At 51.2% G+C, this 17,990-nt stretch carries 13 protein-coding genes; 8 read left to right on the top strand and 5 right to left on the bottom strand.

Annotated elements, in window-relative coordinates:
* Window positions 1-36: 36 nt before the first annotated feature.
* Window positions 37-2,985: an EAL domain-containing protein gene (locus GC101_RS03055; RefSeq protein ID WP_171716049.1), complete on the top strand. Its 2,949-nt coding sequence runs from the start codon at window positions 37-39 to the stop codon at window positions 2,983-2,985.
* A gap of 180 nt (window positions 2,986-3,165) precedes the next feature.
* Window positions 3,166-4,749, top strand: coding sequence for a DEAD/DEAH box helicase (locus GC101_RS03050; RefSeq protein WP_171716048.1), 1,584 nt, complete (start codon window positions 3,166-3,168; stop codon window positions 4,747-4,749).
* Window positions 4,750-5,091: 342 nt separating this feature from the next.
* On the opposite strand, the gene dapA is transcribed toward GC101_RS03050, so the two are convergent.
* Window positions 5,092-5,967, bottom strand: a complete 876-nt coding sequence (gene dapA, locus GC101_RS03045; protein WP_171716047.1) for a 4-hydroxy-tetrahydrodipicolinate synthase — start codon at window positions 5,965-5,967, stop codon at window positions 5,092-5,094.
* A 119-nt stretch (window positions 5,968-6,086) separates the two neighbouring features.
* Here dapA and GC101_RS03040 point away from each other — a divergent pair, with 119 nt between their 5' ends.
* Both GC101_RS03040 and GC101_RS03035 read left to right on the top strand, forming a co-directional pair.
* Window positions 6,087-6,983: a LysR family transcriptional regulator gene (locus GC101_RS03040; RefSeq protein ID WP_171716046.1), complete on the top strand. Its 897-nt coding sequence runs from the start codon at window positions 6,087-6,089 to the stop codon at window positions 6,981-6,983.
* A gap of 60 nt (window positions 6,984-7,043) precedes the next feature.
* Window positions 7,044-7,730, top strand: coding sequence for an MBL fold metallo-hydrolase (locus tag GC101_RS03035; RefSeq protein WP_171716045.1), 687 nt, complete (start codon window positions 7,044-7,046; stop codon window positions 7,728-7,730).
* Window position 7,731: 1 nt separating this feature from the next.
* Here GC101_RS03035 and GC101_RS03030 read toward each other — a convergent pair whose 3' ends face one another.
* Window positions 7,732-8,184: an AraC family transcriptional regulator gene (locus GC101_RS03030; protein ID WP_171716044.1), complete on the bottom strand. Its 453-nt coding sequence runs from the start codon at window positions 8,182-8,184 to the stop codon at window positions 7,732-7,734.
* A gap of 224 nt (window positions 8,185-8,408) precedes the next feature.
* Here GC101_RS03030 and htpG point away from each other — a divergent pair, with 224 nt between their 5' ends.
* Window positions 8,409-10,292 (top strand): molecular chaperone HtpG, encoded by a 1,884-nt coding sequence (gene htpG, locus GC101_RS03025; RefSeq protein ID WP_042138064.1) that lies wholly within the window; start codon window positions 8,409-8,411, stop codon window positions 10,290-10,292.
* A gap of 81 nt (window positions 10,293-10,373) precedes the next feature.
* On the opposite strand, the gene GC101_RS03020 is transcribed toward htpG, so the two are convergent.
* Both GC101_RS03020 and GC101_RS03015 read right to left on the bottom strand, forming a co-directional pair.
* The gene (locus GC101_RS03020; protein ID WP_171716043.1) at window positions 10,374-10,880 is read right to left on the bottom strand and encodes a hypothetical protein; all 507 of its coding nucleotides are present in this window, start codon (window positions 10,878-10,880) and stop codon (window positions 10,374-10,376) included.
* Window positions 10,881-11,283: 403 nt separating this feature from the next.
* Window positions 11,284-12,153: a LysR family transcriptional regulator gene (locus GC101_RS03015; RefSeq protein ID WP_171716042.1), complete on the bottom strand. Its 870-nt coding sequence runs from the start codon at window positions 12,151-12,153 to the stop codon at window positions 11,284-11,286.
* A gap of 170 nt (window positions 12,154-12,323) precedes the next feature.
* Here GC101_RS03015 and GC101_RS03010 point away from each other — a divergent pair, with 170 nt between their 5' ends.
* The 3 genes from GC101_RS03010 to GC101_RS03000 all read left to right on the top strand — a co-directional run bounded on the left by GC101_RS03010 (window position 12,324) and on the right by GC101_RS03000 (window position 16,902).
* Window positions 12,324-14,063 carry an ABC transporter transmembrane domain-containing protein gene (locus GC101_RS03010; RefSeq protein WP_171716041.1) on the top strand — a complete coding sequence of 580 codons (1,740 nt, stop codon included), beginning with the start codon at window positions 12,324-12,326 and terminating at the stop codon, window positions 14,061-14,063.
* On the top strand, window positions 14,060-15,799 hold the full coding sequence (locus GC101_RS03005; protein ID WP_171716040.1) for an ABC transporter ATP-binding protein: 1,740 nt from the start codon (window positions 14,060-14,062) through the stop codon (window positions 15,797-15,799). Before GC101_RS03010 ends, GC101_RS03005 begins: the two co-directional genes overlap by 4 nt.
* A gap of 527 nt (window positions 15,800-16,326) precedes the next feature.
* Window positions 16,327-16,902: a histidine phosphatase family protein gene (locus GC101_RS03000; protein ID WP_171716039.1), complete on the top strand. Its 576-nt coding sequence runs from the start codon at window positions 16,327-16,329 to the stop codon at window positions 16,900-16,902.
* 154 nt (window positions 16,903-17,056) lie between these two features.
* Here GC101_RS03000 and GC101_RS02995 read toward each other — a convergent pair whose 3' ends face one another.
* Window positions 17,057-17,923: an AraC family transcriptional regulator gene (locus GC101_RS02995; RefSeq protein ID WP_171716038.1), complete on the bottom strand. Its 867-nt coding sequence runs from the start codon at window positions 17,921-17,923 to the stop codon at window positions 17,057-17,059.
* Window positions 17,924-17,990: the final 67 nt, after the last annotated feature.

The raw sequence follows: 17,990 nt of genomic DNA, 5'->3' as shown, positions 1-17,990 counted from the left end.
TGGTTGCCAAAATGCATTCAGAAAGAAGGCGGAGCAATGAACCAGAAGGAATCGAGTTCAACTTCAACCGATGAGGCAGCAGCCGGAACAGTGGTATTATCGGAATTTATGGCGGAAAGAAACAAGCGGTTTGAATTAGCACAGGTACTGGCAAATGTGGGGTACTGGGAATATGACCGGATTTTGCAAAAAATAACGTGGTCGAAACATATGTATGCGATTTATGGTCAGGCGCTGTCTTCCGGAGTGGATTTAGATAATGTATTTGCCAGGGTCCATGAGGAGGATGCAGGGCGGGTAAAATTGGCTTTCACTAATTCCCAGGAGTCCATGCAGTCCTATCAAATAGAATATAGAATTATCCGCCCGGACGGAGAGGTCCGTTATGTCGCTGAAAGTGCGCGGTTTTGGGACAACGAGGCGATTGGGACTGTTCAGGATATCACGGAAAAGACAGCTTTGCAGCTTCAATTGATTGAGGAAGGCCAATACTACAAATCATTGTTTGAAAATAATACGGATGCGGTATATTCCAGCAATCTTGAAGGTATGATTCTGTCCTGCAATGCAGCTATGAACGGACTGTTTGGATATACCGAGGGCGAGCTGGTCCATGCCAGCTTTGAACGCCTGATTGATCCGGAGCAGGTCAGCCTCTCCAGAAAGGTTATTGCAGAAGTGATAAAAACCGTAAGCCCGCGAAGCTATGAGCTGACAGCCAGGCATAAGGATGGCACGGCTATTGATATTTTTGTAACGAATATTCCTGTAATGATTGCTAATGAGCTGGTGGGTATCTATGGCATAGCCAAAAATGTAACAGAACAAAAGTCCATGGAGCGGCATCTGCTGGAAGCGGAGGCTAAATACCGGAGTATTGTGGAGCAGTCGATAGTAGGTGTTTTTATTGTCCAAAATGGAATATATATCTATGCTAATCCTCATCTTGAACGAATGCTGGGGAACGTTAGCTTGATGGGACGGCAGGTATTGGATTCCATCTACCCGGGGGACCGCGATACGGTATCCACCAAGATGCTGGGTTTAACGGAAGGGCAATTTAACCGCACAATGATACATAGAGCCGTCAAGCCGGATGGCAGCCTTATTTATTGTGAAGTACATTACACCCGGATATTACACATCAATGAGGATGCAATCGTTGGCACTGTCCTGGATATTACCGAGCGGAAGGAAACGGAGCAGGAAACAGAGTATTTGGCGTATCACGATTATCTGACGGGGCTTCCCAATCGGCGGATGTTTGAAGAGCAGCTGGATCAACAGTTAAGACTGGCCTCATTTTATAATAAAAAGCTTGCGGTGCTCCTGATTGATCTGGATCGCTTTAAGGCCGTCAATGATATTCTGGGGCACACTATAGGTGACACATTGCTCAAACAGTTTGCCGTCAAACTGCAGGAAAGCCTTGAAAATGGATGGGTGGCATACCGGTTAAGCGGGGATGAGTTCTGTATTATTCTGCCGGAAGTGGAGAGCCACCGTGAGGCAATCTTCCTGTCCGAGTCCATTATCAGCCGTACCAAGGAAGATTATTTAATAGCAGGCTTTGAGCTTAATATCACGCTGAGTATGGGGATCAGTATTTTCCCGGAGGATGGGGATTCGGTTGACCGGCTCCTGCTGAATGCAGATTCTGCTCTATATCATGCCAAGTCTCAGGGGAGGGACCAGGCCCAGTGCTATTCCTCATCGCTGAACATCCAGTCTTTCAAAATATTCACCATGACCAATGATCTGCGCAAAGCCCTGGAGAAACAGGAGCTGTTCCTGCAATATATGCCGCGAGTGGATACGCAGACCCGGGAAATTCTCGGTGCCGAGGCGCTGATCCGCTGGAATCATCCGGACTGGGGGCTGGTGTCGCCGGCGGAGTTCATCCCGATTGCAGAAGAGAGCGGACTTATAGTGCCTATCGGAGAATGGGTGCTCCGGGAAGCTTGCCGGCAGAACAAGCAATGGCAGGAGATGGGGCTGCCGCATATTACGGTATCCGTTAATTTCTCGGTGCAGCAGCTGTTCCAGCAGAATATTCTGCAGACGATTGATGAAATTCTCGCCGGGTCCGGGCTGGCTCCCGAATATCTGGAGATTGAAATCACGGAGAGCTCCTTCATGACCAATGAGAGGGAAGTCATTCAATTGCTGGAGGAGCTTAGAAAACGGAAGATTAAAGTTTCACTTGATGACTTTGGGACGGGCTATTCTTCTTTATATATGCTTAAGCGGTTAGCGCTGGATACGGTGAAAATTGACAAGGCCTTTGTGGAAGAAATTTTGACTGACCCTGTGAACCAAAGCATTATTGAGTGCATTCTGAATCTGGCCAAGGCGCTAAAAATGAATGTTGTGGCTGAGGGTGTGGAGACGGAGGCGCAGTATGAGTATTTAAAGGAGCAGCAGTGTGATGAGATACAGGGTTATTATTTCAGCCGTCCGGTTGAACCGGAAGCCTTGGGAATGCTGCTTCGCGAGAAGCATATGGCCAACCCGAGCCCGGGAGTAACAGAAATCCCGCCAGTCAGTAACCGCCGGGAATACTTCCGCGTAGATTTAGCCAATCCGCTCGTTGCCGGAATGACGATAAGTACGTTTAAGGGCAGGGAGGTAGATCTCGGAAGTACCGAGGTATATCTGACCAATATCGGGCCGGGCGGATTGAAATTCGTGATGGGCTATAAGCTGCCGGTGAACGACAATATTCTGCTTAAGTTTGAAACCGAGATTCTGCATCAGCCAACCCATCTGTTGGGCAAAATTGCCTGGACCCACGAATTGGAGAATGGCGCGGTGTATGAGTACGGTGTCCAGTTTCAGATGGAGGAAAGTGAACGGCTCGGGCTGATCCGGAATCTGAATAACCTGGCGATCCAAATCCGTGAAGGCACACCTGCGCATACCCGGATATTCCTGGGCGACCCGGTGAAAAGCATTAAAGAACAGCTGAAAAAAGTCCGGCTGTAACAGATAAATATTGGTTTTGAAGAGGAGCGATGAAAGTATCGCTTCTTTTTAATGCCTAAACGTGTTATCATTATGTGTTATGACTTTGACGAGCGCTATGTGGAGACGCCGCAGAAGGTATATACAGTGATTGTGATTAATGACTTGCTAAATATATGTACTCAAAATTAAGGAGATAAAATGACATTTAACGATTTGAACTTGATTCCCCCGATTCTCAAGGCACTGAGCCTGGAAAACTATACATCCCCGACTCCAATTCAGGAGGAATCCATCCCTGCGGCCTTGGCCGGCAGAGATATTCTGGGCTGTGCCCAGACGGGTACCGGAAAAACCGCAGCTTTTTCATTGCCGATTATTCAGCTGCTCAGCCAGCAGCCGGCCAGAACCGGCGGAGCGAAACGTATCCGTTCCCTGATTCTGACCCCGACCAGAGAGCTAGCTCTACAGATCTCCGAGAATATTCAGGCGTACAGCAAGTTCACTACGATCCGCTCGACAGCGATTGTCGGAGGGGTATCCCAGAAGGCCCAGGAACGGGCGCTTAGCCAGGGTGCAGATATTCTGATTGCTACACCGGGCAGACTGATCGATCTGATCAGCCAGAGACATGTGGATCTGCAGCATGTGCAGATTCTTGTGCTGGATGAAGCAGACCGCATGCTGGACATGGGCTTCATTCATGACGTGAAGCGGATTATTGCCAAGATGCCGGCCAAGAAGCAAACGCTGTTCTTCTCGGCAACGATGCCGACGGAGATCTCCCAGCTGGTGAAGACATTGCTGGTGGACCCGGTGAAAATTGAGATTACTCCGGTATCTTCGACCGTAGACAGAATCGAGCAATCGATTTATTTGCTGGAGAACGGCAATAAGCAGAATCAGCTGAACCGTCTGCTGCAGGATCCTTCGATCGTGTCGGCGCTCGTCTTCACCCGCACCAAACGCGGAGCTGACCGGGTAACCCGCGATCTGACCCGGATCAATATTACCGCTCAGGCCATTCACGGCAACAAATCGCAGAATGACCGCCAGAATGCGCTGAGAAACTTCAAGAGCGGCGCGACACGCGTGCTGGTGGCTACAGATATCGCCGCCCGCGGAATTGATATTGATGAGCTGTCTCATGTCATCAACTTCAACCTGCCGAATATTCCGGAAACCTATGTTCACCGTATTGGCCGGACCGGCCGTGCGGGAATGAGCGGAGTTGCCATCTCGCTGTGCGAAGCTGAGGAAATTCCATACCTGAAGGATATCCAGAAGCTGATCGGCAAGGTGATTCCGGAAGTGAAGGATCATGCTTATCCGATGTCCAAGAGCAATCTGGCATTGCTGGCAGACCGTCCAGGCAAAGCACCAGCCAAACCGTCGCAGAAAGCCAAAACGAATCCGGCACGCAAGCCGAAATCGGAATGGTTCTCGCAAGGCAAGCAGGGCGGCGGTAACGGCGGAGCGAAAAGCGCGTCGGGCAGTGGCTATGCGGGCAGCGGAGCGAAAAGCGCGTCGGGCAGTGGTTATGCAGGCAGCGGAGCGAAAAGCGCATCAGGCAATAGCTATGCGGGCAGCGGAGCTGGCAGCAGCCGGCCTGCTGGCGAGTCCGGCAACAGAGCAGGCTCCGGCAGCCAGCCGGGCGAAAGATCTGCCGCCCGTCCAGGCGGCAACCAGAGCAACAAGCCGGCTGGAGGCCAATACGGCCGTTCCAGCCAGTCCGGCAACAGACCTGGCAACCGTCCTGCGGCCAAAGCAGGCAGATCTCAATAACTTTTTGAGATGAATAATGTAAAGATAAACTGCAGCCTTCCCTTGGGAGGCTGTTTTATTTGATTTGAGGTAAAACCTTTGCGGATGCGCAATGTATTCGGTTTATCGTATACAATTGGTTCGTTTACTCTACCGTTCGTGGTTTTCTGCATACTTTAGCCATATTCCCTTCACCAATTGCGTATTGAGAAATTATAAGGAAGCGTCTCGTAAAACATTACTTACTCGTCAATCGTTACTTTAGTAGAAGAGCACGCAAAAACCGCCGCTTTCCAGTCCCTGACTGAGAAGCGGCGGTTTCGCCGATGTCGCCTTTATTGTTACTATAATGAGCAGAAGAAGTTACCCGGCGAGATAAGCACCCAGCTCTTCGCGCAGCGCAGGGCTGATGGAGGTCATCGGCAGGCGGAGCGTGTCGGAGGAGATCTCGCCGCGTGCACTGAGCAGCCATTTGATCGGCGCCGGGTTGGATTCCTTGAACAGCAGCTTCATCAGCGGTACGAGCTGATCAAAGGCAGCCCGGGCGGCCTCAACCTGGCCGGCTCTGTACTGCTCGTAGATGCTGAGATAGGAGGCAGTATGTACATTGGCCGAGGCCAGCATGCCACCGGCGGCTCCGCAGCCCAGCATATCGAAGAAGTTCAAGTCATCGCCGCAGAGCACGGGCTTGGAGCCGTGGCGGGACAGCTCGGAGACCAGCACCGGAGAGCCGGAGCAGTCTTTTAACCCGACAACGTTGTTCATCTCCAGGATCGTACGGGCGGTGTCTACGGACATGCCTACTCCGGCGCGGCCGGGAATATCGTAGGCGATGATCGGAAGGCCGACCTCAGCTGCCTTGCGGAAATGGGCGATAATGCCTTCCTGCGAAGGACGGCTGTAATATGGGACGACAACCAATGCGGCATCGGCACCTGAGTTGGCAGCAAGCTCTGTGCGGGTGACAGTGGACATCGTATCATTGGTACCCGTGCCAACCACGAGCGGGATGGAAGTATTCTTCAAAAGCTCACGTGATGCATCCACGAGTGTATGCAATTCCTGTATGTTGACTGTCGGCGATTCTCCAGTGGTTCCATTAACGACCAGACCATGAATACTGTTCTTGATGATGTTGTTCACATACCGCTGATACGACTCCAGATCAATCTCGCCGGCGGCGTGGAACGGGGTTACCACGGGAACATAGATTCCATAAATCTGTTCTTCTGTTAACATGAATATCGTCCTCCAAAATTGTAAAATCCTTTTATCCTACTGTACCATGGATTATTGCATCGTCGTTAGCTATAATAAATGATGAAGGTTATCAATAATATTGATGTTAGGGTGATGATATGGACTTAACCTATATGCGGACCTTCCGCGAGGTCGCGAAGCGGCAGAGCTTCACCCGTGCGGCTGAAGAACTGGGCTATGCCCAGTCCAGTGTAACGATGCAGATTCAAAAGATCGAGAAGGAATACGGCGTACCGCTGATCGAACGGCATGGCCGTGCCTTGCGCCTGACTCCGCCGGGGGAAGAGCTGCTGAAGCTGTTTGTGGAGATTCTAGATCTGTACGACCGCTCCAAAGAAACGATCGCCCAGCAGATTGGCGGGACGCTGACGATCGGGACGATTGATTCACTAGCCGCCTTTTATTTGCCGCCGTTCCTGCAGCAGCTGCGGACCATGTTCCCCGGACTGAACATTCATCTGCAAACGGAGCAGGAGGCCAATCTGATCTCCAAAATCAGGGACGGCGAGGTCGATATCGGCCTCCTCCTGGACCGCAGCACGGCAGACACCCTGCTTGAGCGTACAATCATCCGGGAAGAGCCGCTCGTCCTCGTGGCACCTGCCAGCCATCCGCTGGCAAGCCTGGCGCAGGTGACGCTGCAGGACCTCAACAACTGCGAGCTGATCGTCTCCGAGGAGAGCTGTATCTACCGCAGCCTGTTCGAGAACCTGCTCCGGGAGCACGGGATTGTGTTCCGGATCGGTTTTGAGCTGTCGAATCTGGAAGCGATCAAGCGTTGTGTACGCAACGGCCTGGGCATCGCGCTGCTGCCGAGAATTGTGGCTGAGGAGGAGATCGAGCGGGGGAATCTCGCCGAGCTGTCTTTTGCCCATCCGGAGATTCATTTCGATCTGCAGCTCCTGCTCCATCCGAAGAAGTGGAAGTCGCTGCCGCTCCAGTCACTGATCCAGATGCTGCGGGAGGATGCGAAGGCTAAAGCCGTAGTGCTGTGAGGGTGGAAGCCTGAGTAAGCGAAGTATGCAATGTTCTAATATAGACACGCGGAGGATCATATGGACATTATTGAGCTACCTATTCAGTTTGAGTATGAAGGACAGCCCTATTACATTTATCCGAGCCTCATTGTATCCGGGGAAGAGTTAACCCTGGTCGATACCGGTTATCCAACTTTCATGCCTTTGATAGAGAAGAAGATCCTGGAGCTGGGGTACGACCCCTTGAATCTGAAAAATATCATTATCACCCATTACGACGATGACCATATCGGCGCCTTGTACGAGTTCGTGGAGAAATACCCGTCAGTTACGGTCATTGCGAGCGAAGTGGAGACCCCATCCATCTCAGGCCTGGTGAAATCTGAGCGTCTGATCCAGGCAGAAGCACTGCTAGTGGACATGCCTGAAGAAGAGCAGGCGTCCGGTGAAGACTTTGTACAGCTATTGAAGAATTTGCGGCATGTTCCGGTGAATCAGACCGTCCGGGAGGGCGAATGGATTCTGAATGGTAAGTGCCAAGTCATTGCCACCCCGGGGCATACGTCTGGTCATATTTCTTTGTATTTCCCTGAGCTAAGCAGTGTAATTACAGGTGACGCGGCAGTGAACGAGGAGAATGAACTGGCTGTCGCGAATCCGCAATACTGTCTGGAGCTGGCGAGTGCAAAAGAGTCTTTGGAACGGTTAAAAGCACTTCAGGCGCGCACCTATTACTGCTTCCATGAAGGAAAACTCGGCTTCTAAATTAGTGCACAGGAAAACATAACTGGCAAAGATGATTGCTGATCATATCACCTGTATATCTCTCCATAACCGGCCGCTGGTAATCGAGCAGATGTCCGCTGCCGTAGAGGGAGGGGAGGATCTCCGTCCATGCTTTTTGAACTGCCTCAGCCGTATGTTGTATAGTAACAATCGCATAGGTCCCGCCGGGAATTTCACCGTAATTAATAGACTTATCTGCTTGGGCATTCTCCGGTACGCTGATACAGGCATCATATCTGCAATGTTCAGGCAGGGTGGTGTCCGGGTTGTCCTGCGGAATTCCGAAGAGGATGGCTGATCCGGTAAGCAGCCGGTGTGCCTGCGCCCATTCCTTTAAGGCCTCCATAGCCTTACTGTTACCGGGACCATAGGGACCTGTCTGGCGCACATAAGCAATGCGTGTTACAGGAAACGTTTCGAGCTGGATTTTCATCGTTTCATTGTCCTTTCTTTCGCTGTAATGAGTACATTTCGAATGCTAACATGGACTAAAATAGAATTCATTTCTTTTTTGAGCGGACCTCTGTATGCAGCAAGATATTGACATCAAAAACGAGAATATGGTATATAAAAGGTAGTGTTAGCACTCAGGTGAGTGGAGTGCTAAACCATGATCCGCAATCCGAAGGTTATTTTTGAAAGGAGATTTATTTATTCATGGCCAAAAAAGAGTTTAAAGCCGAATCCAAAAGACTGCTGGAAATGATGATTAACTCCATCTATACACAGCGGGAGATTTTTCTGCGGGAACTGATTTCGAATGCAAGCGATGCCATCGACAAAATCTATTACAAAGCACTGGCCGACGAAGGCCTGGTGTTCAATAAAGAGGATTACTACATTAAAGTGACCGCCGATAAGGCAAGCCGTACGTTAACCATTTCCGATACCGGAATCGGGATGACGCAGGAAGAGCTGGAGAACAATCTGGGGATTATCGCGAACAGCGGCTCGTTTGCTTTTAAGAAGGATAATGAAGCCAAGGACGGACACAACATCATCGGACAATTCGGGGTAGGTTTCTATTCCGCATTCATGGTGGCTGACGATGTTACGGTGATCAGTAAAGCGCTGGGCAGCGACCAGGCGTTCAAATGGGAATCCCAGGGTGCGGACGGTTACACGATTGAGCCTTGTGAGAAGGATGCTGTCGGAACCGAAATTACGCTGAAGATCAAAGAGAACACCGAAGACGATAACTACGATGAGTTCCTGGAAGAGTACCGCCTGAAGTCGATCATCAAGAAATATTCGGACTTCATTCGCTTCCCGATCAAGATGGACATTACCGGCAGACAGCCTAAAGAGGACGCCGAGAATGAATTCGTCGATGTTATTGAAGAGCAGACCGTGAACAGCATGGTGCCGATCTGGCGCAAGAACAAAAACGAGCTGACGGAAGAAGACTACAACAACTTCTATGCGGAGAAACGCTACGGCTTCGATAAGCCGCTGAAGCATATTCATATCAGTGCCGACGGCGCTGTGGTCTATAACGCAATCCTGTTCATTCCGGAGAATACGCCGTTCGACTACTACACCAAGGAATATGAAAAAGGCCTGGAGCTCTACTCCAACGGCGTGCTGATTATGAACAAATGCGGAGATCTGCTGCCGGACTACTTCAGCTTTGTCAAGGGGATGGTGGATTCCGAGGATCTGTCGCTGAACATCTCCCGTGAGCTGCTGCAGCATGACCGCCAGCTGACGCTGATTGCGAAGAACATTAAGAGCAAGATCAAGAGCCAGCTCCTGAGCCTGCTGAAGGATGAGCGTGAGAAATATGAGACGTTCTACAAGTCTTTTGGCAGACAGCTGAAGTTCGGGGTCTATAACGACTATGGTATGGAAAAAGAAACGCTGCAGGACCTGCTGATGTTCCACTCCTCCAAGGAGAAGAAGCTGGTTACGCTGGCTGAATATGTGGAAAGAATGCCGGAAGACCAGAAGTTTATCTACTATGCCTCCGGTGAATCGGTGGAACGCATCGAGAAGCTGCCGCAGACGGAGATGGTGCTGGACAAGGGTTACGAAATCCTCTACTTCACGGACGATATCGATGAATTCGCAATCAAGATGATCATGTCCTACAAAGAGAAGGAATTCAAGAACGTCTCCAGCGGTGACTTGGGGATCGAAGAAAGTGCCGAGGACAAGCCTTCTGAAGCGGAAGAGAATGAGAACAAGGGATTGTTCGAAGCGATGCAGGGCATCCTGTCCGGCAAAGTGAAGGCAGTCAAAGCATCCAAGCGGCTGAAATCCCATCCGGTCTGCCTATCTACAGAAGGCGAGCTGACGATCGAGATGGAGAAAATCCTCAAGGCTATGCCTAACGGCGGCCAGGATGTACAAGCGGACAAGGTGCTGGAAATCAACATTCACCATGATGTCTTCAAATCGCTGAAGGCTGCTGCCGAAGGCGACAAGGAGAAGCTGGGTCTTTACACTAACCTCTTGTATAACCAGGCGCTCTTGATCGAAGGTCTGCAGGTTAACGATCCGGTGCAGTTCACGAACGATATTTGCAAAATCATGGTCTAAACCGGCGTTCGCGCCAGCCAGTGGACCTGCGATACAAGAATACCCCGCTACTGGTCAGACCAGTGCGGGGTGTTTTTTTATTTATTTGTAAGTAAATGAAAATAAAGTTTCACCGCTGCTGGCATCGATTACAACATTGAATTCTTTATACGTTGGCACCTTTTGCCCTCTTGCAGCATGGCCGGTACCCTGAATACCTTTGAAGTTCACGATATAGACGGGGGGTTTATTTAAATAACCTTCACGTCTTAGTTGTACATTCTTACTCAGTGCCTGTTCTGAGAATGCAGTCAAATATGGATAGGTCATCAGCTGATATTCTATAACAACCTCTTTTGCCTCAGATGCAAACTTTGGTGCACTCTTGTGAGCTAAGGAAATAGCTTGTTTCTTTGTAATTACCATATTACTTGATGTTGGCGGATTAAGTTGTATTCCCAGTGAATTCAATCGCTCTTTGTCGAGAACGGTTACTGCAGCTTCTTCCTTACTGATCAAGTCTGAAATATCTCCAGCTGCAATTCCTGAAGAGTAAAATATTACAGTGGAAATAACCATTGTGACTAATGATCTCTTTGTGGGAAGCATTAGCTTCACTCCTCCGGATTGATTAGTCTTAAATAAGCGGAACTTAAAACTATCACTTATAAAATCCTGCCCAAAATACAACAATTCCACTATAATCCCGGATATAATTCAAGATTGTTGTATAAAAGGCAGCATTTATGCTCCACCGGGCGTATTAGCGGGACAATTCTTGTATTTCTTACAACAATCTGTCTGAACACCCAGGTAGCCAGGTAGCCAAGTTGTAAGAAGTACAACATTTAGTCCATGCGGTGTGAAACGTCAGAATCCCGGATTCTGCCAGCGTGATGCAGGGTGGAGCGGCCTGAAAGACAGGATGAAGAAAGCAGGAATTGGACATCCTCCAGAATGTCCGGGCCGGATAACTGCACTGCTGCGCGAGCGGGAATGTTATGTTCAGGGTTCAGCGTGCCCGGAAGGTCTCGATAAACTTGGTAGCCAGCGACGACAAATACTTGTCCTTAATCCAGACGGCGGCTACACGGGTATGCAGCTCTTCACACCGGATCTCCTTATAGATCAGATTGCCGTGATTCGCCAGCTCAAAAGCTGATTTGGGAATAATCCCGATGCCAAGTCCGGCGTTGGCCCAGAGCAGAGTGGTCCGCGCATCATCGTTCATGCAGAAAATTTGCGGTTCAAACCCATGCTCCAGGCAGGTCTCACGAATGAGCTGCTCAAACCGGCGGTAAATGATAAGCGGCATATGCTGAAGCTCTCCGAGTGAAATAGCTGCTTCGCTTGAATTCCAGTCATAATCGGGGGTCATAACGGCAATCATCGGCTCAGAATTGAGATACAGACATTCAAGATTGCTGGAATTAAAAGGGGTGCGGATAATGCCGATTTCGACGATGCCTTTGTTCAGCAGATCGATGATCATAAATGTATTGCCTTCATGAATTTCAAAAGTAACGCCCAGATAGTTCTTGTGGAATTCGCCCAGCCGGTCATGCAGCAGGGTGGCTCCGGAAGAGGAGACAGTGCCGATCGAGAGGCTGCCCTTCAGTCCTTTGGCAAAATCATTGATTTCTCTCGTGGTCGAATCCGTTAATTCAAGAATTTGCTGTGCCCGGTTACGCAAAATAATCCCCGCATCGGTTAACTGGATGCTGCGCGGACCGCGTTCAACCAGCTTGACCCCTAGCTCCTCCTCCAGCAGCTTAAGCTGCTGGCTGAGCGGCGGCTGGGCCATTTGCAGCTTCCTGGCGGCTGAGGTGATTTGACCTTCCTCGGCAATCGCCAGGAAATATTTCAATTGGCGGATATCCATGTTATTACAGCCTCCCGTTCCGCGTCTTCAATCACATTCCATATGAAATTCATATGGCAAAGATACGAAACCAATATTATTAATATGTAAGCAGGTATGACATAATCATAACGGGTCTTTTGTTTTTTTCAAGAGTGAATACATACTACGTAGGTTAGGTGAGGATTACTGTGTTCAAAATTGCTGTTTATCTAAAGCCTTACAGGAAAGAAGTGATCATCGGGCCGATCTTCAAGCTGCTGGAGGCGATTCTGGAGCTGCTGCTGCCGACGATTGTAGCCCTGATTATCAACAACGGAATTGGCAGGCAGGACAGCGCCTATGTCTACCGCATGGGCTCCCTGATGGTGCTGATGGCCATCCTCGGCTTCGGCTGCTCTATGATCTGCCAATATTACGCAGCGCGCGCGTCACAGGGCTTCGGCACATCGCTGCGCAACAAAATGTTCAAGCATATTTCATCGTTATCCTACGCAGAGCTTGATATTATCGGCACGCCATCGCTGATCAACCGGATCACGAATGATGTCAATCAGCTCCAGCTGGCCGTAGCCATGCTGATCCGGCTGGTTATCCGTGCTCCGTTCATCTGCATCGGGGCGATCATCATGTCGATGATTCTGGATTTCCGGCTGTCGCTGATCTTGATTGCGGCTACTCCGGTATTCGGTGTCATTCTGTATTTCATCATTACGCGCAGCTCGCCGCTCTACCGCAAATATCAGGCGAAGCTGGACCGTCTGGCACTGGTGCTCAGCGAGAATCTGTCTGGTATCCGGGTCATCCGCGCCTTCGCAGAGAGCCGCCGGGAGAAGCAGCGCTTCAATGAAGCTTCGGAGGATTTGACACAGACCGCAATCCGGGTCGGACGGATATCCGCTTGGCTGGGCCCGATGACCACGCTAGTGGTTAATGCAGCGATTATCGCCATTCTGTGGGCGGGCGGCATTCATATCGATGCCGGACGGCTGTCACAGGGGGAGATTATTGCATTCATCAACTATGTGACCCAGATCCTGCTAGCGTTGATTGTGGTATCCAATCTCGTTATTCTGTTCACCAAAGCTTCGTCATCTGCCAACCGTGTCAACGAGGTGCTGGCAATGACGGCATCGGTTGCCGAGGTTGCGGCAGATGCGCCGGCGGCCAAGCGTGATGATTCAGCGCCGGTGATCTCCTTCCGCAATGTTTCGTTCGGGTATAACACAACCGGTGAGCTTGCGCTGGAGAATATCACGGTCGACATTCACCGGGGAGAGACGGTCGGACTGATCGGCAGTACCGGCTCCGGTAAATCGACCTTCGTGAACCTCATTCCGCGGTTCTATGATGCAGTAGAGGGTGAAATTCTCGTCGAAGGTGTGAATGTGCGGCAATACCGGCTGGAGCAGCTGCGGAGCAGAATTGGTATTGTGCCGCAGAAGGCGATGCTGTTCACTGGATCGATTGCCGATAACATCCGCTGGGGCAAGGCCTCTGCAACCCGGGAAGAGATTATGTCCGCAGCAGCGGTGGCCCAGGCGGAAGAGTTCATTGCCAAGCTGCCGGAGGGACTGGATACCCTTGTCGCACGCGGAGGACATAATTTGTCCGGAGGACAGAAGCAGCGGCTGACGATTGCACGGGCGGTTGTAGGGCGTCCGCCTATACTCATTCTGGATGATTCCTCCAGTGCGCTGGATTTTGCCACGGATGCAGCTTTGCGCCGTGCACTGAACAAGAACAGCGGAGATATGACAGTTCTGCTTGTATCCCAGCGGGTGAGTACCGTAAGACAGGCGGATCAGATTATTGTCTTCGATGAAGGGCGGATTGCCGGTATCGGCAGCCATGAAGAATTGCTGGAGAGCTGCGGGGTCTATCAGGAAATCTGCATGTCCCAGCTCTCAAGCGAGGAGGCCGTACAATGAACAGTACAACGACCTGGAAACGGCTGTTTAGATATACAAGCCAATACCGGAAGATAACCGTCGGGGCAGTCATCTGCGCCATTCTGAGTGTGATTGCCAGCCTGATCGGACCGCTGCTGATCGGCCGCGCGGTTGACCATATGATCGGGCCGGATCAGGTGAACTTCCCGGGGATTTTCCGCCTGCTGCTGATCCTGGGAGCCGTATATCTGGTTGGCAGCTTCTTCGGCTGGCTGCTCACCTATTATACGAATAAGCTCGCCTACCGGACAGTCTATGATCTCCGCCGCGAGCTGTTTGACAAGCTGGACGCGCTGCCGTTGAAATTCCATGATAATCATCCGCAAGGCGACAGCATCAGCCGGTTCGTGAATGATATGGATGCTGTCTCTGACGGGCTGCTGCAGGGCTTCTCCACGCTGCTGACGGGGATCGTGACCATTGCCGGGGCTATCGGGCTAATGCTCTATATCAGCCCTGTGATGACGCTGGTGGTACTGTTGTCTGCACCGGCGACCTTCTTCGTTGCCCGTTTCATTACAATGCGTTCGCAGCAGATGTTCCGGGAGCAGGCCAAAATCCTCGGCGGGCTCAACGGTTATGTGGAGGAACTTGTCGGCGGACAAAAGGTAGTGCAGGCCTATCACTATGAGGACCGCTCTTTTGCAGGCTTCGCAGAGCGGAATAATGAGCTGTACAAGACAGGGATCAAATCACAATTCTACGGCTCTTTATCTAATCCGACTACACGACTTGTAAACAACATCACATTCTCGGTGATCGCGATGATCGGCAGTGCGCTTGTGATCGGGGGACATTTTTCCGTCGGGGATTTGTCCAGCTTCCTGATCTATTCGAATCTGTTCGCGAAGCCGTTCAATGAGATTACCGGGGTCATTACCCAGCTGCAGTCGGCGACGGCATCGGCGCAGCGTATTTTCAACATTCTGGATCTGCCGCAGGAGACTCCGGATGCTCCGGGTGCTGTAGTGATGACGGGAAGCCAAGGCACGATTACCTTCGACAAGGTGAGCTTTGCCTATACCCCGGAACGGCCGCTGATCCGGAACTTCAGTCTGGAGGTGAAGCCGGGTACACGCGTGGCGATTGTCGGCCAGACCGGAGCGGGGAAGACCACACTGGTCAACCTGCTGATGCGCTTCTATGAAGTCGACAGCGGCACCATCCGGATTGACGGTACGGACATTACTTCGATTACCCGGGACAGTCTGCGGCGTAACTTCGGGATGGTGCTGCAGGACACCTGGTTATATGGGGGCTCCATCCGCGACAATATCGCTTACGGCAAGCCGGAAGCGTCGGAGGCTGAAGTCATTGCCGCAGCCAAAGCCGCGAATGCGCACAGCTTCATCAAACGTCTGCCCGAGGGCTATAATACGAAAATAAGCGGCTCGGGAGATAATCTCTCCCAAGGCCAGAAGCAGCTGCTTACCATCGCCCGTGTGATGCTCGTTGATCCGCCGATGCTTATTCTGGATGAGGCCACGAGCAGTATTGATACGCTGACGGAGGTGCGGATTCAGAAGGCTTTTCTGGCGATGATCTACGGCCGTACCAGCTTCGTGATTGCCCACCGGCTGTCCACGATCCGTGAGTCGGACCTGATTCTGTTCATGAAGGACGGCGACATTGTCGAGAGCGGAACGCATGAGGAGCTGGTGAGGAGCGGTGGGTATTACGCCCGCTTGTATAATAGCCAGTTTACGGCGGTTTAGATAGGGTAAATGCAGACAGACAGCTGCGGTCAGGACTTCTTAGGAGGAGGCTGGCTTGCGGCTGTCTTTTTTTGCAGCGGGATAAACTGAACTTATTAGGAGATTTACATAAGAATCAGCTGTGACTTTGGTGATCTTTGGGCTTAAGGTTACTTAGGGGTGCTGCTGTTGCCATAATTCACTGGTTAACTAGCTGGTAGTGGTGGAGATCCGGCGAACCGGTGACTTTTGGATAATCCTGCACATAATACAACATTCTCCTCATTATTTCGGCCCCAATCGGAAATTGTTGTATAAAAAGCAGGATTTCCCGACCTCCAAGCGGCTGAGCGGGACAATTCTTGTATTTCGTACAACAATTCGCTTGAACACCCGGATATTAAGGGATTAAAGTTGCAATTCGTACAACAATAGTGCCCCATGCAAAATTGAGTAAGTAACTCAATCCGCTCTGCCACAGCTAACGAGAGATTTTGGTGATTTAAATTGCAGTGAACAAAAGACGATGACGATGGAGGTTCATTCGAGTGGCAACAATCGGTTTAATCAGGCATGGGATTACAGAATGGAATATCGCAGGAAGGGCGCAGGGACTGGCGGATATCCCGCTTAACGGGGAAGGCAGAGAACAGGCGGTTAGACTTGCCGGACGGCTGAGTAAAGAACCGTGGGACCTCATGATTTCCAGCCACTTGTGCCGGTCCAGGGAGACCGCAGAGATTATTGCTGCTGCTGCAGGGATAGGGGAGCACCTGATTGACGAACGGATATGTGAAATGGATTGCGGACAGCTGGAAGGGTTAAATGAGGCAGAATGGTTAGGGAGATGGGGGCCGGAATGGCGCAGCCTGGAGCTCGGAATGGAGAAGGCAGAGGATGTATCACACAGAGGCGTTTTTTTTCTGGAGGAGCTGTATACCCGCTATCCGGATAAAAAAGTACTCGTTGTCAGCCACGGCGCCTTAATCGGCTTAACGCTCCAGCATCTGCTGCCGCAAGTGTTCACCACCACTTACATAGATAATGCTTCGCTAACTCTGCTCACCAAAATCAATAATAACTGGGATTGCCTGCTGTACAACTGTGTGGAGCATTTGGTTTAAGTATTAGCAGGCTGAACTCGTCCGTGAAAATAACCCCCCCTCATCCTCCCAAGCACACCTTCGAGTCACAGTTGAGCTGACTATTCTTCATACGTTTGGGGGTGCTGGACGTCTTATGCAGTTTGGCGTAACGGATGGAGCACGGATACGTTGCTCACTCTGCACTCCCATGCAGCTGGCTCCGCATTAACCCCGGAGTCACCCCGTGCGCCTTGCGGAAAACGCGGATGAAATAATTGGTGTCCATCCCAAGGTTGAGGGCGATATCCTGCACAGGACGCTCAGGGTCCTCGGTGATCATCTGTACGGCGCGCTGCAGCCGCAGGTTCTGCAGATATTTATGCGGGGTCACGCCGTATTCCTGCAGGAACAGACGCTGGAAATGCTGGACAGAATAACCGACGGCAGCGGCCAGATTCGTAATCAGCAGCGGCTCCGTGAAATGCTCGTTGATCAGGCTGACGGCCTTATTCAGAGCTTCGTTGCGTACATTTTCGTTCTCCAGGCGGGTCGCCGTACCGGCGGAGCATTCGCTCCTGCGCAGCATCAGCAGCAGCCTATAGAGAGTCACCGACAGATCCTGCATCGACTGCTCCTCCTGGCGGCTGGTGCTATTTCCGTTTACCGTATGCCAGATTCCGCCGATCATATCCCAGCAATCCTCGAACCGTTCAGGATGGAACAGCGCAGACGGCAGCAGGCCGAGTCCCTCCAGCACAGATGCTGACTGGCTTCCATGGAAGCCGATGAAACCTACATGCCACGGCTCATGTGACAACGGATAATACTCGTGCCCGCGGTCGGGTGGAAAAGCATAGGCCATTCCCGGCGTCAGCACCGTCTCAGTGCCGCTCTCAAGGTCGCGGAACCGTCCGCTGCCGCTGCGGATCAGGAATATCTGGTGCACCGGGAATCCGGCCGGACGCACATGGTGATACTGGATATGGCGGCCGACCGAATAAGGGTATAAGGGGAACGCATTCAGGTCGCGCGGCATTTCGATCAGGGAGAAGGGGAGCATGTAAACACCTCATATTCATTTTGTGCTATGGAAACGCTATTATTATACTACCATTGGCAACTGATTA

The organism is Paenibacillus phytohabitans, from assembly GCF_013141775.1.
GTDB lineage: Bacteria > Bacillota > Bacilli > Paenibacillales > Paenibacillaceae > Paenibacillus_AQ > Paenibacillus_AQ phytohabitans.
The sequence above is the reverse complement of the archived record's forward strand: the minus strand, read 5'-3'. Positions and strand labels throughout refer to the sequence as shown.

Bases quoted from the DNA above. Each gene is read 5' to 3' on its own strand.
- GC101_RS03055 (WP_171716049.1), top strand. From the start codon at position 37: ATGAACCAGAAGGAATCGAGTTCAACTTCAACCGATGAGGCAGCAGCC.
- GC101_RS03050 (WP_171716048.1), top strand. From the start codon at position 3,166: ATGACATTTAACGATTTGAACTTGATTCCCCCGATTCTCAAGGCACTG.
- dapA (WP_171716047.1), bottom strand. From the start codon at position 5,967: ATGTTAACAGAAGAACAGATTTATGGAATCTATGTTCCCGTGGTAACC.
- GC101_RS03040 (WP_171716046.1), top strand. From the start codon at position 6,087: ATGGACTTAACCTATATGCGGACCTTCCGCGAGGTCGCGAAGCGGCAG.
- GC101_RS03035 (WP_171716045.1), top strand. From the start codon at position 7,044: ATGGACATTATTGAGCTACCTATTCAGTTTGAGTATGAAGGACAGCCC.
- GC101_RS03030 (WP_171716044.1), bottom strand. From the start codon at position 8,184: ATGAAAATCCAGCTCGAAACGTTTCCTGTAACACGCATTGCTTATGTG.
- htpG (WP_042138064.1), top strand. From the start codon at position 8,409: ATGGCCAAAAAAGAGTTTAAAGCCGAATCCAAAAGACTGCTGGAAATG.
- GC101_RS03020 (WP_171716043.1), bottom strand. From the start codon at position 10,880: ATGCTTCCCACAAAGAGATCATTAGTCACAATGGTTATTTCCACTGTA.
- GC101_RS03015 (WP_171716042.1), bottom strand. From the start codon at position 12,153: ATGGATATCCGCCAATTGAAATATTTCCTGGCGATTGCCGAGGAAGGT.
- GC101_RS03005 (WP_171716040.1), top strand. From the start codon at position 14,060: ATGAACAGTACAACGACCTGGAAACGGCTGTTTAGATATACAAGCCAA.
- GC101_RS02995 (WP_171716038.1), bottom strand. From the start codon at position 17,923: ATGCTCCCCTTCTCCCTGATCGAAATGCCGCGCGACCTGAATGCGTTC.